Genomic DNA, 16,679 nt, shown 5'->3' on the forward strand with positions numbered 1-16,679 from the left:
GCTAAGCTCGTCGCTCCGGCGGAGGCCGGAGCCCATGCTGAGTGTCCGAAGTAGCAAACTCAGCATGGGTCCCGGCCTGCGCCGGGACGACGTCTTTACGCTAGCGGTGCGCGCTGGCTATGTCGATCAGGTACGTTCCAGGTCGATATCGATGCCCAGCGAACGGATTTCCTTCACCAGCACGTTGAACGATTCCGGCATGCCGGCGTCGATCACGTGGTCGCCCTTGACCAGGTTCTCGTACACCTTGGTACGGCCATTCACGTCGTCCGACTTCACGGTCAGCATTTCCTGCAGCACGTAGGACGCGCCGTAGGCTTCCAGCGCCCACACCTCCATCTCACCGAAGCGCTGGCCGCCGAACTGGGCTTTACCACCCAGCGGCTGCTGCGTCACCAGCGAGTACGGGCCGGTCGAACGGGCGTGCATCTTGTCGTCGACCAGGTGGTGCAGCTTCAGCATGTGCATGTAGCCCACGGTGACCTTGCGCTCGAACGCTTCGCCGGTGCGGCCGTCGTGCATCGTCACCTGGTTCTTCGACGGGGTCATGCCCAGGTGCTTGGCGATCTGGTCCGGGAAGGCCAGGTCCAGCATGCGGCGGATTTCTTCCTCGTGCGCACCGTCGAACACCGGGGTCGCGAACGGCACGCCGTTCTTCAGGTTGTTGGCCAGCGACAGGATCTCGTCGTCCGACAGGCTGTCCAGGTCTTCCGACTTGCCGGTCTCGTTGTAGATCTTCTGCAGGAAGGCGCGCACGTCGTCCGCTTGCGCCTTGGCGCGCAGCAGCTCGCCGATGCGCAGGCCCAGGCCCTTCGCCGCCCAGCCGAGGTGGGTTTCGAGGATCTGGCCGACGTTCATACGCGACGGCACGCCCAGCGGGTTCAGCACGACGTCGGCCGGGGTACCATCGGCCATGAACGGCATGTCTTCCACCGGCACGATGCGCGACACCACACCCTTGTTACCGTGGCGGCCCGCCATCTTGTCGCCCGATTGCAGGCGGCGCTTGACGGCCAGGTAGACCTTGACCATCTTCTGCACGCCCGGCTGCAACTCGTCGCCCTGGGTCAGCTTCTTGCGCTTCTCTTCGAAGGCCAGGTCGAACTGGTGGCGCTTCTCGTTGATCGACTCCTTGATCGCCTCCAGGGCGTTGGCGGTGTCGTCGTCGGCCGGGCGGATGTCGAACCAGTGGAAGCGGTCGAGGTCAGCCAGGTAGTCCTTGGTGATCGCGGCGCCCTTGGCCAGCTTCTTCGGACCGCCGTTGACGATCTTGCCAACGAGCATGCGCTCGAGACGCTGGAAGGCGTCGCCTTCGACGATGCGCAGCTGGTCGTTCAGGTCCAGGCGGAAACGCTTCAGCTCGTCGTCGATGATCTGCTGGGCGCGCTTGTCGCGCTGGATGCCTTCGCGGGTGAACACCTGGACGTCGATCACGGTGCCGACCATGCCCGAGGGCACGCGCAGCGAGGTGTCCTTCACGTCCGAGGCCTTCTCGCCGAAGATCGCGCGCAGCAGCTTCTCTTCCGGGGTCAGCTGGGTCTCGCCCTTCGGCGTGACCTTACCGACCAGCACGTCGCCGGCTTGCACTTCGGCGCCGATGTAGACGATGCCCGACTCGTCCAGGCGAGCCAGTTGGTTCTCGGCCAGGTTCGAGATGTCGCGGGTGATTTCCTCCGGCCCGAGCTTGGTGTCGCGTGCGACCACCGACAGTTCCTCGATGTGGATCGAGGTGTAGCGGTCATCCTTGACGACGTTTTCCGAGATCAGGATCGAGTCCTCGAAGTTCAGGCCGTTCCACGGCATGAACGCCACCAGCATGTTCTGGCCCAGTGCCAGCTCGCCCAGGTCGGTCGAGGCGCCGTCGGCGATGACGTCGCCGCGCGCCACGCGGTCGCCGACCTTGACGATCGGACGCTGGTTGATGTTGGTGTTCTGGTTGGAACGGGTGTACTTGATCAGGTTGTAGATGTCGACACCGATCTCGCCGGCCTGCGCTTCGTCGTCATTGACGCGAATCACGACACGGCCGGCGTCGACGTAGTCCACCACGCCGCCACGGGTCGCCTGCACGGTGGTGCCGGAGTCGACCGCCACGGTGCGCTCGATGCCGGTGCCGACGAACGGCTTCTCCGGACGCAGGCAAGGCACGGCCTGGCGCTGCATGTTGGCGCCCATCAGCGCGCGGTTCGCGTCGTCGTGCTCCAGGAACGGGATCAGCGATGCCGCCACCGACACGATCTGGCCCGGGGCCACGTCCATGTACTGGATGCGCTCCGGCGACACCAGGATCGGGTCGCCCGCTTCACGGGCCGACACCAGCTCGTCGAGCAGCGTGCCGTTCTCGTCCAGGGTCGCATTGGCCTGGGCGATGATGTAGCGGCCCTCTTCGATCGCCGACAGGTAGTCGATCTTGTCGGTCGCGACGCTGTTTTCCACGCGGCGGTACGGGGTTTCCAGGAAGCCGTACTCGTTCAGGCGGGCATGCAGTGCCAGCGAGTTGATCAGGCCGATGTTCGGGCCTTCCGGCGTTTCGATCGGGCACACGCGGCCGTAGTGGGTCGGGTGCACGTCGCGCACCTCGAAGCCGGCGCGTTCGCGGGTCAGGCCGCCCGGGCCCAGGGCCGAAACGCGGCGCTTGTGGGTGATTTCCGACAGCGGGTTGGTCTGGTCCATGAACTGCGACAGCTGCGAGGAGCCGAAGAATTCGCGGATCGCGGCCGAGATCGGCTTGCTGTTGATCAGGTCGTGCGGCATCAGGTTGTCCGCTTCGGCCTGGCCGAGGCGTTCCTTGACGGCGCGCTCGACGCGCACCAGGCCGGCGCGGAACTGGTTCTCCGCCAGTTCGCCCACGCAGCGCACGCGGCGGTTGCCGAGGTGGTCGATGTCGTCCACTTCGCCACGGCCGTTACGCAGTTCGACCAGGATCTTGATGACGGCCAGGATGTCTTCGTTCGACAGCGTCATCGCGCCGGTCAGCTCGTCGCGGCCGATGCGGCGGTTGAACTTCATGCGGCCGACGGCCGACAGGTCGTAGCGCTCCGGGCTGTAGAACAGGCCGTTGAACAGCGCTTCCACCGACTCTTCGGTCGGCGGTTCGCCCGGACGCATCATGCGGTAGATCGCGATGCGCGCGGCCATCTGGTCGGTGGTGTCGTCGGTGCGCAGGGTCGACGAGATGTAGGCGCCCTGGTCCAGGTCGTTGGTGTACAGGGTCTGGATCTCGTTGATGCCGGCGTCGCGCAGCTTGCCCAGCAGCTCATCGGTCAGCTCGTCGTTGGCGCTGGCGATGATCTCGCCGGTGTCCTGGTCGACGATGTTCTTGGCCAGCACGCGGCCGACCAGGTAGTCTTCCGGCACCGAGATGTGCTTGATGCCGGCGCTTTCGATGTCGCGCACGTGCTTGGCGTTGATGCGCTTGTCCTTGGTGACGATGGTCTTGCCGGTCTTCGGGTCAACGATGTCGAAGCGCGCGACTTCACCGCGCAGGCGCTCGGCCACGAATTCCATCTCGCCGCCTTCCTGGCGCAGCAGGAAGTTGTCGAACACGAAGAAGTTGGCCAGGATCTGTTCCGGCGTCATGCCGATGGCCTTCAGCAGGATCGTCACCGGCATCTTGCGGCGGCGGTCGACGCGGAAGAACAGGATGTCCTTCGGGTCGAACTCGAAGTCCAGCCACGAGCCGCGGTAAGGAATGATGCGGGCCGAGAACAGCAGCTTGCCCGAGGAGTGCGTCTTGCCGCGGTCGTGCTCGAAGAACACGCCCGGCGAACGGTGCAGCTGCGACACGATCACGCGCTCGGTGCCGTTGATGATGAAGGAACCGTTGGCGGTCATGAGCGGAATTTCGCCCATGTACACTTCCTGCTCTTTCATTTCCTTGACGACCGGCTTGGTCGGCGATTCCTTGTCCAGGATCACCAGGCGCACCTTGGCGCGCAGCGGCGAGGCAAAGGTCAGGCCGCGCTGCTGGCATTCTTTGACGTCGAAGGCGGGGTCGCCCAGCACATAGGACAGGAACTCGAGGCGTGCAAAGCCGTTGTGCGACACGATCGGGAAGATCGAAGAGAAGGCCGACTGCAGGCCCTCGTTCTTGCGTTCGACCGGAGCGGCAGTCTCCTGCAAGAACTGCTCGTAGGACTCGAGCTGGGTAGCCAGAAGATAGGGAACGTTGTGAACGTTGGCGCGCTTCGCGAAGGACTTGCGAATGCGTTTCTTCTCAGTGAATGAGTAGTGCATGGACACTCCGTGAGTGACAGAAAGGATGAGAATTCAGGATTTGCCAGTGGCTTGTGCCCACAACCAAGTCCTCAAGTCTCGCACTGCCCGCCAATTAAAAAGACTGCGTGCTGCGGTGCTACCAATACTTCCGTGCTGCCTTGCCGTTGTTGTTTCCGCGCGGGATTCCATTTCACTGACCGTGCTGTCCAGCTTAAAATGGCTTCCAACGCGCCCTGCTGCCCCACCAACACTACTTCTGCAACAGAGACGACAAAAGAGCCAAAGCCGCACGCCCCACCTTCCGGCGGGGTTTCGCAGGCTTTGACTCCGGCGACCGGGCGATCCGTGGACCGCCCATCGCGTACTGCTATTACTTGAGCTCGGCTTTCGCGCCAGCTTCTTCCAGCTTCTTCTTGCCGGCTTCAGCGTCTGCTTTCGGCAGGGCTTCCTTGACGGTCTTCGGTGCGCCGTCGACCAGGTCCTTGGCTTCCTTCAGGCCCAGGCCGGTGATTTCGCGGACGGCCTTGATGACGCCGACCTTGTTCGCGCCGACTTCAGCCAGCACCAGGTTGAACTCGGTCTGCTCTTCAGCAGCAGCTGCGCCGGCGCCAGCGGCACCGCCAGCTGCCGGCGCTGCCATTGCAGCGGCCGACACGCCGAATTTCTCTTCGAATGCCTTGACCAGGTCGTTCAGTTCCATGACCGACATTGCGCCAACTGCGTCCAGGAACTCTTCTTTGCTAATTGCCATTTGTAACTCCAGATTTTATTGAATGTAGTTCAGATGTGTACTTGAGAAAAAGACGTCGAGCCGATTACGCGGCTTCGGTTTCGCCTTTTTTCGCTGCAACTGCAGCCAGAACACGTGCAAAGCCCGACACCGGTGCCTGCATGACGCCCAGCAGCTGGGCGATGAGGACTTCACGGCTCGGGATGCTTGCCAACGCGGTCACGCCAGCTACGTCGAGCTGTTTGCCTGCGTAGTTACCAGCTTTCAGGACCAGCTTGTCGTTGGTTTTCGCAAAGTCAGCGATGACTTTTGCGGCGGCAACGGCGTCGTCCGAGATCGAGTAGATCAGCGGGCCGGTCATGGAATCTGCCAGCGGGGCAAATTGCGTGCCTTCCACAGCGCGACGTGCCAGGGTGTTCTTCAGAACACGCAGGTACACGCCCTGGGAGCGGGCTTTTGCACGGAGTTGCGTCAAGTGAGACACCTGAATGCCACGGTACTCGGCCACGACGATCGTTTGCGCAGTTGCTACTTTTGCGGAAACTTCGGCGACGACGGCCTTTTTGTCATTCAGATTAAGACCCACGGTCAACCTCCTAAAATGATGGTCGGCTGATGCCTTCCACCGGTTCGAACACGGCGTCCGAAGTTTAGAAGTCAAACTTACGCGGTGAGACTACGCAGCATAACTACAAAACTTGTTCGGGTTCGCCATCTGCGTTGGGTGGCGTATTAACCTCCTGCCTGCCTGCTGCATTCGGCCCAACGGTCTTTGATAACCTGGCGGGAAATCCCGCCAGCCCAAAGATGCGCCCCGCCCTTGCGGGCGAGGTCTTGATACTAAAAACCTTTACACCTGGATCCCGGCCTGCGCCGGGACGACGCTTCGCGTCGCTTAAGCAGCAGCCGCGCCGCCCAGGGTGGCGTGGTCGACGCGGACGCCGGCGCCCATGGTCGACGAGATCGCCACCTTGCGCAGGTAGATACCCTTCGACGTTGCCGGCTTGGCGCGGTTCAGGGCGTCGATCAGTGCGACCAGGTTGGACTTGAGCTGCTCGTCGCTGAACGACTTGCGGCCGATGGTCGCGTGCACGATACCTGCCTTGTCGGTGCGGTACTGGACCTGGCCGGCCTTGGCGTTCTTGACGGCGCCAGCGACGTCCGGGGTCACGGTGCCGACTTTCGGGTTCGGCATCAGGCCGCGCGGGCCCAGGATCTGGCCCAGGGTACCGACGATACGCATGGTGTCCGGCGAAGCGATCACGATGTCGAACGGCATGTCGCCGGCCTTGACGCGCTCTGCCAGGTCTTCCATGCCGACGATGTCGGCGCCGGCGGCTTTCGCCTGCTCAGCTTTTTCGCCCTGGGCGAACACGGCCACGCGCACGGTCTTGCCAGTGCCTGCCGGCAGGACCACCGAACCGCGGACCACCTGGTCCGACTTCTTCGGGTCCACGCCCAGCTGGACAGCGACGTCGATCGACTCGTTGAACTTGGCGGTTGCGAATTCCTTGATGATGCCGACGGCTTCGTCGAAGCCGAACACCTTGTTGCGGTCAACCTTGGCCTTCATGGCCTTGACGCGTTTGGACAGCTTAGCCATTAGATACCCTCCACCGTGATGCCCATCGAACGGGCCGAGCCAGCGATGACGCGCACAGCGGCGTCGACGTCGGCGGCGGTCAGGTCGGGCTGTTTGATCTTCGCGATTTCTTCAGCCTGGGCGCGGGTCAGCGAGCCCACCTTGTCGGTGTGCGGCTTGGCCGAGCCTTTGGTGACGGCGGCGAATTTCTTGATCAGGTAGGTCGCCGGCGGGGTCTTCATCTCGAAGGTGAAGGACTTGTCGGCGAAGGCGGTGATCACCACCGGAATCGGCATGCCAGGTTCCATGCCCTGGGTCTTGGCGTTGAACGCCTTGCAGAATTCCATGATGTTCAGGCCGCGCTGACCGAGCGCCGGGCCGATCGGGGGGGACGGGTTTGCTTTACCAGCCGGCACTTGCAGCTTGATAAAACCAACGATTTTCTTGGCCATGATGGCTCCTATGTTGGATCTGAGTAGTAGCGCCCCGCCGTGCTACTACGCCGCAAGCGGGGCTCCTCTTACCGGATTCCGCCTGACTGCTGCGACGCTCCGATTGGCGTTAGTAAACATGGGATCCCCGCCTGCGCGGGGATGTAATCGGCGCTGCCGATTACACTTTTTCGACCTGGCCGAACTCCAGTTCGACCGGTGTGGCGCGTCCGAAGATGGTGACCGAGACGCGCACTTTCGATTTCTCGTAGTTGACTTCCTCGACGTTGCCGTTGAAGTCGGTGAAGGGGCCGTCCTTGATGCGGACCTGCTCGCCCACTTCGTACAGCACCTTGGGCCGGGGCTTTTCCACGCCCTCCTGCACCTGCTGCATGATCTTGTCGATTTCGCGCGCCGGGATCGGGGTCGGCTTGTTGCTCTTGCCGCCGATGAAGCCGGTGACCTTGGGCGTGTTCTTCACCAGGTGCCAGGTCTCGTCGGTCATTTCCATCTCGACCAGCACGTAGCCAGGGAAGAAACGGCGCTCGGACACGGACTTCTGGCCGTTCTTGACCTCGACCACTTCCTCGGTCGGGACCAGGATCTGGCCGAACTGCTCGGTCATGCCGCCACGGGCGATGCGCTCGTTGAGGGCGCGCATCACGCTCTTTTCCATGCCGGAATAGACGTGGACGACGTACCAGCGCTTGTTGCTGACCGGAACACTTACCCCAGCGCCCGCCGGGTGAGCACCAGCGTCAGATGCCGGGACATCGCCCGGCACATTGTCTTGCACGTTTTCGCTCATTATTGTTTCCAGCCCAGTATGACGTCGTACAGCACAAATTCGAGGATCTTGTCCGTGCCCCACAGGAAAATCGCCATCATCAGCACGAAGGCAAACACGATGCCAGTGATCTGGGTGGCTTCCTTGCGGGTCGGCCACACGACCTTCTTGGTTTCGCGAACGGCTTCCTTGGCAAAGCCCAGGAATTCGCGGCCGGAGGTGGAGGTCCACAGCAGCAGGACGGCAAAAGCCAAACCAGCCACGAGGGCGCCGGCGGCGACCAGGGCTGGTTTGTTCTGGCCCTTCAGGATGAAGAAGCCAACGACGCCTGCAATCGTGGCAACCACCGCCAGCACAACCTTCAGCTTGTCGCCCGGGTTGCCGACGGTCTGCACGGATTGATTAGACATACTAGTTTTACTTTCGGTGCCCTGCACCAGATTCGGTGGCAGGGGCGGAGGGCATCGAACCCCCAACCTTCGGTTTTGGAGACCGACGCTCTGCCAATTGAGCTACGCCCCTACGAAAACTTCTCAGTTGAATCGGCTATTGTATCACCAAGCACACACTTGGTGGAAGCCTTTGTTGACGGGGCAGGGTGGTTGCGACCCTGCCCCGGCGCTGCAGCCGGAAAGGCTTAGGCGAGGATTTTGGCAACCACGCCGGCGCCGACGGTACGGCCACCTTCGCGGATTGCGAAACGCAGGCCTTCTTCCATCGCGATCGGGGCGATCAGCTTGACGGTGATCGACACGTTGTCGCCCGGCATGACCATTTCCTTGTCGGCCGGCAGCTCGATCGAGCCGGTCACGTCAGTCGTACGGAAGTAGAACTGCGGACGGTAGTTGTTGAAGAACGGGGTGTGACGACCGCCTTCTTCCTTCGACAGGACGTACACTTCGCCAGTGAAGTTGGTGTGCGGCTTGATCGAGCCCGGCTTGGCCAGGACCTGGCCGCGCTGGACGTCTTCACGCTTGGTGCCGCGCAGCAGCAGACCGACGTTGTCGCCAGCCTGGCCCTGGTCCAGCAGCTTGCGGAACATTTCGACGCCGGTGACGGTGGTCTTGACGGTGTCGACGATGCCGACGATTTCGATCTCTTCGCCGACCTTGATGATGCCGCGCTCGACACGACCGGTCACCACGGTACCGCGGCCCGAGATCGAGAACACGTCTTCCACCGGCATCAGGAAGGCGCCGTCAACGGCACGCTCCGGGGTCGGGATATAGGTGTCCAGCGCGTCGGCCAGGCGCATGATCGCGTCTTCGCCCATTTCGCCAGCCTGGCCTTCCAGCGCCATACGTGCCGAACCCTTGATGATCGGCAGGTCGTCGCCCGGGAACTCGTACTTCGACAGGAGTTCGCGCACTTCCATTTCGACCAGTTCCAGCAGTTCCGCGTCGTCGACCAGGTCGCACTTGTTCAGGAACACGATGATGTACGGGACACCCACCTGGCGAGCCAGCAGGATGTGCTCGCGGGTCTGCGGCATCGGGCCGTCGGCAGCGGAGCACACCAGGATCGCGCCGTCCATCTGGGCGGCACCGGTGATCATGTTCTTGATGTAGTCGGCGTGGCCCGGGCAGTCAACGTGAGCGTAGTGACGGTTGGCGGTCTCGTACTCGACGTGCGCGGTGTTGATGGTGATGCCGCGTGCCTTTTCTTCCGGCGCTGCATCGATCTGGTCGTAGGCTTTGGCTTCGCCGCCGAATTTCTTCGACAGAACGGTTGCGATCGCCGCCGTCAGGGTGGTCTTGCCGTGGTCAACGTGGCCAATGGTGCCGACGTTCACGTGCGGCTTGGTCCGTTCGAATTTTTCCTTTGCCATTTTAGACTCCTAACGTCCTAACGATTTACAAGAAGCCGGGCGCGCGCCCCGCCGTCGATTTTCAATATACTGCCAAATTCTGGTGCCCTTGACGTGGATTGAACACGTGGCCTCTCCCTTACCAAGGGAGTGCTCTACCACTGAGCTACAAGGGCTTTTAATTCGTTGCAAGCATGAATCACTGGAGCGGGTGAAGGGAATCGAACCCTCGTCTTAAGCTTGGAAGGCTTCAGCTCTACCATTGAGCTACACCCGCTTCGAGGTATTTCCTGCAACCGCTTTCGCGATTCCTGCGTAACTTTGGTGGTGGGGGCTGGATTCGAACCAGCGTACTCGTAAGAGGGCAGATTTACAGTCTGCTGCCTTTAACCACTCGGCCACCCCACCGCGAAGAACCGCAGAGTATGAAGCAAGCACAAAATGCTGTCAACCATTTTTGCCGGTTTTGAACCGGTTCAAACAGTGGCTGCGCTTCGGGCCGTGATTGTAACCGCTCGCCCTGCAAGAGTGCAAGGGCTGTTCGCCGACGATTTTTTCGCGCGTTTTCGCGGCCGCCGCCGGGTGTGCGGTTTCAGCAACAACGGAGCCCGTGCATGAACAGCGCACGCGACCGCGAGGCGAGCGGGCGCCAGCTGCTGGTGGCCAATCTCGCGGCCGCCCTCGCCTACCCCGTGCTGACCCGCCTGGCGGCCCTGATCGCGCTGGCGCCGGACTACCCCAGCCCGGTGTTCCCGCAGTCCGGGATCTACCTCGCGTTGGCGGCCGTGTTCGGCTGGCGCGTGCTGCCTGGCATTGCTCTGGGCCCCTTGCTCGGCGCCATGGCCGGCTCCTGGCCCGGCTCGGCCACGCACGGCCTCGCCTTCGCGCTCGCGGTGGGCGGCTCCATGACCGGCACCACGCTGCAGGCCTGGCTGGGCGCGCTTGCATTCCGGCGCTGGATCCACCCCGCCATCGACGCCGGCCGCGACGTGCTGTACTTCCTGCTGCTGGCGCCGGTCGCGTGCCTGGTCAGCGCCAGCATCAACGTCGCCAACCTGGCGGCGCTGGGGCTGATCGCGCCGCCGGCCGAGGCCGAAGCCTGGGTCAACTGGTGGGCCGGCGACACCATCGGCGTGCTGCTGGCGGCGCCGCTGACCTGGATCTTGTGCGCAGCACCGCGCCCGCTGTGGCGGCGGCGCGCCGGCGTGGTGGCGATCCCGCTGCTGGTGGCGGCCTGCGCGGTGCTGGTGATGTACGAGCAGGCGGTGGGCTGGGAACGCGAGCAGATGCTGCACGCGTTCCGCCTGAAGGCCCAGCAGGTGGGCGACCTGATGCAGTCGCAATTCAACGAGCACGGGCGTTTCGTGGAGACCTTCGCGCGCGCCCTCGCCGACGAGCCGACCATGCTGTCGCGCGAAAAGTTCCTGCGGGTGGCGGGCGGCTACGTCGGCCACCGTCCCGAGCTGCAGGCCGTGAACTGGGCCGCGCGCGTGCCGCTGGGCCAGCGCCCCCTGTTCGAAGCGTGGGCGCGGCGCAGCATCGCGCCCGATTTCGAGATCCGCGACATCGGCCCCGGCGGCAGCCTGCGCCGCGCCGGCGCGCGTCCGGTCTACTTCGCGGCCCTGTACACCACGCCGCCGGCCAATGTGGTCGCGCTCGGGGTCGATTACATGAGCGATCCGGCGCGCGCGGCCGCCGTGCGCCGCGCCGTCGCAACCCGCAGCCCGGTGGCCTCGGCCCCGGTCATGCTGGCCGTGACCCGCGTGCCGGGCGTGGTGCTGTTCCGCTGCGTGGGCCCGGCCGCGGGGCCGCCCGAGGGCCTGGTGGTGCTGGTCATCAACACCGGCCTGATGCTCAGGCGCGCCGGCGAGGAAGCCGGCTTCGGCGGCTACGTGCCGACCCTGCTCGACGTCACCGACGGCGGCGCCACCGCGCTGGTGGCGCCCGGCCCGCGCCAGACCGCCGACGATTTCGAGACCACGCTGTCGTTCGGCGGGCGCACCTACAGCCTGCGCTTCTCGCCGGTGGTGATGGCCCTGCGCCACGGCCTGGCCAGCTGGACCGTGATCACGGCCGGCCTGCTGATGACCGGCCTGCTGGGCGCGCTGATGCTGCTGATCAGCGGCGAGCGCGCGCGCATCGAGGGCATGGTCAGCGACCGCACCGCGCGCCTGCGCGACCGCGAGGCGCGCCTGCAGGCGATCCTCGACAACGCCGCCGACGCCATCGTCACGGTCGACCGCGGCGGCCTGCTGGTGTCGGGCAATGCCGCCACCGCGCGCCTGTTCGGCTATCCGCTGGCGCGCCTGCCGGGCCTGCGCTTCGACGCGCTGGTGCCGCCCGCGGCCGGCGAAAGCGGCATCGCGCTGCTGGCGCGGCTGGCCCATGCCAAGGCCGAGGAGCACGACCTGAAGGGCATGAACGCCAGCGGCGAACTGTTCCCGCTGGCGGTGTCGGTGGCGCGCGTGCTGCTGCCCACCGAGCACCTGTTCGTGTGCATCCTGCACGACCTGTCCGAGCAGTTCCGCTCGCAGGAGCGGATCTACCGGCTGGCCCACTACGACGTGCTGACCGGGCTGGAGAACCGCTTCGCGCTGCGGAAGCGCCTGGACGAGCTGCTGGCCCAGGCGCGCCGCGCGCACACGCCGCTGGCGGTGCTGTTCATCGACCTCGACCACTTCAAGAAGATCAACGACTCGTTCGGCCACCACGTCGGCGACCAGCTGCTGACGGCGGCCTCGGCGCGCATGAAGGAGCTGCTGCGCGACGTCGACACCCTGGGCCGGCTGGGCGGCGACGAGTTCGTGATCGTGCTGGCCGGGCCGCTGACCCCGGACAGCGTGTCGGCGGTGGCGGTGCGGCTGGTCGAGTCGCTGTCCGCGCCCTACCACCTGGGCGGCGGTTCGGTGCACAGCGGCGCCAGCGTCGGGGTCGCGCTGTTCCCCGGCGACGGCGCGGACGGCGCCACCCTGCTGCGCCACGCCGACACCGCGATGTACGCGGCCAAGCGCGAGGGCCGCGGCAACTTCCAGTTCTTCTCGCCGGCGATGAACGCCGCCGCCCACGAGCACCTGCTGCTCGAGAGCCGCATGTGGAACACGCTCGAGCGCGAAGCCTTCGAGGTGCACCTGCAGGCCCAGGTCGAGCTGGCCACCGGGCGCGTGATCGGCGCCGAGCTGCTGCTGCGCTGGCACGACGACGAGCTGGGCACGGTCGAGCCGAGCCGCTTCATCCCGATCGCCGAGGAGTCCGGCCTGATCCTGCCGCTGGGCGACTGGGTGCTGGCGCGCGCCATGCAGCTGCTGGCCGAGTGGCAGGCCAACGGCCTGGGCGCGCTGCGGCTGGCGGTCAACCTGTCGGCGCGCCAGGTGGCCGGCGAGGCCCTGCTGGAACGCCTCGACGCGCTGCTGGCCCAGCACCGCATCGATCCTTCGCGGCTGGAGCTGGAGATCACCGAGACCGCCGCCATGCGCGACCCGGAAACCACGCGCGCCCTGCTGCGCCAGCTGCGCGACCGCGGCTTCAAGCTGGCGATCGACGACTTCGGCACCGGCTACTCCTCGCTGGCCTACCTGAAGCTGTTCTCGATCGACCGCATCAAAATCGACCGCGGCTTCGTGCAGGACATCGAGACCAACCCGAACGACGCGGTGATCGTGGCGGCCACCATCGCGCTGGCCCATTCGCTCGGGCTGACGGTGGTGGCGGAAGGGGTGGAGACCGAGGCCCAGTACGGCTTCCTGCGCGACAAGCGCGGCGACGAGGCGCAGGGCTTCCTGTTCGCGCGGCCGATGCCGGTGCCCGAGTTCGCCGAATTCATCCGGACCCGAGCGCAGCCAGTACCTGGCTCTTGAGCGCCTTGATCAGCGAGGTCTCGTCGGGCGGCACGCCTTCCGGCGCGGTGCGGGTGCGGTCGGCGTAGAACAGGCCGAGCTGCACCTTGTTCACCACCAGCGGCAGCACGATGAAGCTCTTCGCGTCCGGCAGCAGCGCGCGGTGCCAGGACGGCAGCAGCTCGCGCATCTTGGCGGTGCCGGCGTCGGCGATCATCAGGTCGGCGTCGTTCTCCATCGCCAGGTGGAACAGGTCGCGCCGCGCCTCGGCCGGGAAGATGAAGCCGGCCTGCAGCGCCGCGTGCTCGGCGCCGAACGAGGCGCGGGCGCGGTACTGGCCGCTCTTCAGGTCGCGCAGCGCCACGGTGGCGAAGCGGAAGCCCATCGCCTGGTACAGGGTTTCGAGCACCGCCGACACCACTTCGTTGACCCGGGCGTGGCCGCCGGCGCGCAGCTGGATCACGTCCTGCAGGCCGGCCAGCAGCTGCTCGCGCGCGTTCTTCGGCTTGCCGCTGGCGTGCTTCTCGTCGGCGACGGCGCCGCCGTCCAGCGCGGCCTGCTGCAGCACGCCGGGCAGGCCGTCCGGTTCCGGCTCTTCCAGCCGCGGCGGCGCCAGGTGCATCGATTCGAGCAGGCCGTTCATCTCCTCGCGCACGGTGGCGAACAGGCCGTCGAAGGCGTCCTTGTCGAGCGCCAGCGCCTTGCCGTAGCGCGCCAGCAGGGCCTGGGCGCCGGCGCCGTCGGCCGGCTCGGCCTCGCGCCCGACCAGGCGCGCCACGTCCATCGACAGCGCCGCCACCTGGCGCATCCACTCGCCGCGGTTGGCGGCCGGCTTGAGCGCGCCGGCCGGCGGCGCCTGCAGCGCGCGCACGATCGGGTCCGGCATGTTCCACTCGCCCAGCACGGCCTCGGACAGGGTGTCGTAGCTGCAGCCCAGCACCTTCTGGGCCGCCTGCGCGACGCTATGCTTGCCGGTGGCGACCAGCTTGTTGATCTCGCGGTAGCGCTCGTGCTCGTGGGACGCGACCAGCAGCGGCCCCAGATTCTTGAACAGGGCCGCGATCGAGGCTTCCTCGGCGCCCGCGTGGCTGCTGCGGCGGCCCAGCTCGCGCCCCACCAGGCTGGCGCACAGCGAGGCTTCCAACTCGATGCGCACGCTGTTGGCGTGGGCGCTGGTGCCGAGCGCGTCGACCAGCATCATCGCCAGCGCCGCGGTCTTGACATTGTCGAAGCCGAGCAGCGAAATGGCGCGCGTGACCGTGGTGACCTGCATGCCGGAAGCGGTGCGGTAGCACACCGTGTTCGACAGGCGCAGGATGCGCTGGGTCAGCGCCGGGTCGGACAGCACGTAGTAGGCCAGGTCCTGGGTGCCCTGGTCGTCCGAGGTCGCCATCTGCACCACCCGCGCCACCGAACTGCCGAGCGCGAACATCTCCTCGTCGCCGCTGGCCTTGGCCATCAGCTTGCTGCGTACGTCGCGGGCCGCGCGTTCGGCCTGCTCCGCCTCGAATCCATCCACCATTTAGCCTGCCTTCTTGATCCGCGGACCCTTGTGGTACTTGCGCAGCACGACCTGGTGCAGTGCGACCAGGGCCGGCAGCTTGGGGTTGCGCGGGTCGAGCCGGCGCACGCTGTCGACCAGCGGCGGCACCTTGGCCGCCAGCCGCTCGTCCCAGCCGGCGTGCTCGAGGCAGCGCAGCAGCGCCAGCGCGGCGTTGAACAGCACCGAGGGATTGTTCGGCATCTTCTCGGCCGCTTCCTGCATCATCTCGACCGCGCCGCTGTAGTCGCCGGCGCGGGCGCGCGCGGCGCCGCTCGAGACCAGGTCGATCACCTGCTGGCGGCTCTCCTGCGCCAGTCGCGCGGCCAGTTCGCCGTGGCCGGCTTCCTGCAGCACGCCCATGGCCTTGTCCATCGCCGCGTCGTCGCTGGCGTTGCGCATCACTTCCTGCACCACCTCGGCCGCCAGCTCTTCCAGGCCGTTGGCCAGGCAGCTGTGGGCCAGCTCCAGCTTGAGATCGGACGACAGGCCGGGGGCGTCGCGGCAGGCGTCCGCCGCGGCCTGCAGGGCCTGGCCGAGGCGTTCGGTATTGCCGGTGTGCTGGTGCAGGATCATCGACGAAATCGCGCTGCAAGCCTTGGCGTTCTTCTGGTTGCCCATCGAGCGGTCGAGGTCGCGGATCACGGCCGCGGCCTGCTCGGCGTCGCCCTTGTTGACCAGCGCGCGCACCAGCTTGACGTGGTCCTCGGGGTCGCGGAACTCGGAATACTTGGCCTTGCTGACCACCTGGCGCAGGGTCTTCTCGGCGGTGTCGGCGTCGCCGGCGGCGAGCGCGGTCTCGCCCAGGGTGCGCAGGCGGCGCACCATGTGCGGCGACACCGCCACCGCATCGGCCAGCACCGCCTGCGACTTGTCCAGCTCCCCGAGGGCGGCGTGGGTGCGCGCCAGCCAGTCGTAGGCGTCGACGAAGTTCTTGTTGGTGCCGACCAGGTTCTGCAGGATGTCGTGCGCCTCGTCGAAGCGCTCGCGCACGAACAGGGTCTTGGCCAGGCCCAGGCGCGCCCACGGGATCGCCTTGGCGTCGGCCAGCGCGCGGTAGATCGGTTCGGCCTGTTCCGGCTCGGACAGGAACATGTGCAGCTCGGCGCGCAGGCGCAGCGCATCCAGCGCATAGCGCGGGAAGGCCTGCTCGACCTCGCGCAGGGCCTCGATCGCCTCGCGCTGGTGGCCGGCGTCCATCAGCGCGTGCACGTTCATGAACACCCGGCGCCGCTCCAGCGCGCGCGAGATCCGTTCCATCAGGCGGTCGGCGGTGAAGGGCTTGAGGATGTAGTCGGTCGGCGCCAGCTCGGCGGCGCTGACCACCTTGCTGTGGTTGCCCTCGGCGGTGACCATGAAGAACATGGTCGACAGCGAGATCAGCTTGTGGTGGCGCAGGTCCTCGAGCAGCTGCTGGCCGTCCTGGCCGTCGCCCAGCTCGTATTCGCAGAACACCATGTCGATCTGCTTGCCGGCCAGCTGCTTGACGGCCTGGTTCGAGCTGCCGACGCCTTGGATATTGGCCAGGCCGCACATCGTCAGCATGTTCTGGATGCTGGTGCGCATCCCCGCATGAGGCTCGACGATGAGCGCTGTCAGTCCATCCAGATTTTCCATATCAGGGGTTCCGTGTTGTCTCCACCGCCGTGAAGGGCGCTGCCTGGGCGCCTGATTTATACGCAACAGATATTACGGCGGAGTAAAGTATATTACGGCAGAGGAAAACTTTTGATGAGTGCGCCTTCACCCGG

General features: G+C 65.6%; 11 protein-coding genes and 4 tRNA genes. 1 reads left to right on the forward strand and 14 read right to left on the reverse strand.

The genetic code is table 11. From position 1 onward, the window contains the following. Positions 1-126 precede the first annotated feature (126 nt). The 12 genes from rpoB to NX778_RS11980 all read right to left on the reverse strand — a co-directional run bounded on the left by rpoB (position 127) and on the right by NX778_RS11980 (position 9,963). Positions 127-4,236, reverse strand: a complete 4,110-nt coding sequence (rpoB, locus tag NX778_RS11925) for a DNA-directed RNA polymerase subunit beta (protein ID WP_258811962.1) — start codon at positions 4,234-4,236, stop codon at positions 127-129. Between the two features lie 352 nt (positions 4,237-4,588). Beyond that, positions 4,589-4,969, reverse strand: coding sequence for a 50S ribosomal protein L7/L12 (gene rplL, locus NX778_RS11930; protein ID WP_258811963.1), 381 nt, complete (start codon positions 4,967-4,969; stop codon positions 4,589-4,591). Between the two features lie 64 nt (positions 4,970-5,033). Further along, a complete protein-coding gene (gene rplJ / locus NX778_RS11935; protein ID WP_258811964.1) occupies positions 5,034-5,534 on the reverse strand; it encodes a 50S ribosomal protein L10 in 501 nt (166 codons plus the stop codon). A gap of 309 nt (positions 5,535-5,843) precedes the next feature. Then, the gene (gene rplA / locus NX778_RS11940) at positions 5,844-6,551 is read right to left on the reverse strand and encodes a 50S ribosomal protein L1 (RefSeq protein ID WP_258811965.1); all 708 of its coding nucleotides are present in this window, start codon (positions 6,549-6,551) and stop codon (positions 5,844-5,846) included. Then, positions 6,551-6,982: a 50S ribosomal protein L11 gene (rplK, locus tag NX778_RS11945; protein WP_258811966.1), complete on the reverse strand. Its 432-nt coding sequence runs from the start codon at positions 6,980-6,982 to the stop codon at positions 6,551-6,553. Before rplK ends, rplA begins: the two co-directional genes overlap by 1 nt. Before the next feature lie 160 nt (positions 6,983-7,142). Continuing rightward, entirely contained in the window at positions 7,143-7,769 is a 627-nt protein-coding gene (gene nusG / locus NX778_RS11950) for a transcription termination/antitermination protein NusG (protein ID WP_258811967.1), read from the reverse strand. Then, on the reverse strand, positions 7,769-8,158 hold the full coding sequence (gene secE / locus NX778_RS11955; protein ID WP_258811968.1) for a preprotein translocase subunit SecE: 390 nt from the start codon (positions 8,156-8,158) through the stop codon (positions 7,769-7,771). Before secE ends, nusG begins: the two co-directional genes overlap by 1 nt. A 36-nt stretch (positions 8,159-8,194) precedes the next feature. Next, positions 8,195-8,270, reverse strand: a tRNA-Trp gene (locus NX778_RS11960). Between the two features lie 115 nt (positions 8,271-8,385). After that, the gene (gene tuf / locus NX778_RS11965; RefSeq protein WP_258811969.1) at positions 8,386-9,576 is read right to left on the reverse strand and encodes an elongation factor Tu; all 1,191 of its coding nucleotides are present in this window, start codon (positions 9,574-9,576) and stop codon (positions 8,386-8,388) included. Between the two features lie 80 nt (positions 9,577-9,656). After that, positions 9,657-9,731 (reverse strand) — tRNA-Thr (locus tag NX778_RS11970). Positions 9,732-9,758: 27 nt separating this feature from the next. Beyond that, positions 9,759-9,832: transfer RNA gene (locus NX778_RS11975), tRNA-Gly, on the reverse strand. A gap of 45 nt (positions 9,833-9,877) precedes the next feature. Then, a tRNA-Tyr gene (locus NX778_RS11980) sits at positions 9,878-9,963 on the reverse strand. 206 nt (positions 9,964-10,169) lie between these two features. Between NX778_RS11980 and NX778_RS11985 the strand changes: the two genes are divergently transcribed. Then, positions 10,170-13,409 carry an EAL domain-containing protein gene (locus tag NX778_RS11985; protein WP_258811970.1) on the forward strand — a complete coding sequence of 1,080 codons (3,240 nt, stop codon included), beginning with the start codon at positions 10,170-10,172 and terminating at the stop codon, positions 13,407-13,409. Here NX778_RS11985 and NX778_RS11990 read toward each other — a convergent pair. Together NX778_RS11990 and NX778_RS11995 are read right to left on the reverse strand one after the other, a co-directional pair. Further along, positions 13,372-14,910 carry an HDOD domain-containing protein gene (locus NX778_RS11990; protein WP_258811971.1) on the reverse strand — a complete coding sequence of 513 codons (1,539 nt, stop codon included), beginning with the start codon at positions 14,908-14,910 and terminating at the stop codon, positions 13,372-13,374. The two genes, NX778_RS11985 and NX778_RS11990, sit on opposite strands and share 38 nt — an antisense overlap. Then, complete coding sequence (locus NX778_RS11995) at positions 14,911-16,545, reverse strand: tetratricopeptide repeat-containing response regulator (protein WP_258811972.1); 1,635 nt, start codon at positions 16,543-16,545, stop codon at positions 14,911-14,913. It lies immediately after the preceding gene. Between the last annotated feature and the right edge of the window lie 134 nt (positions 16,546-16,679).

This window comes from Massilia terrae (assembly GCF_024753145.1).
GTDB lineage: Bacteria > Pseudomonadota > Gammaproteobacteria > Burkholderiales > Burkholderiaceae_D > Telluria > Telluria terrae.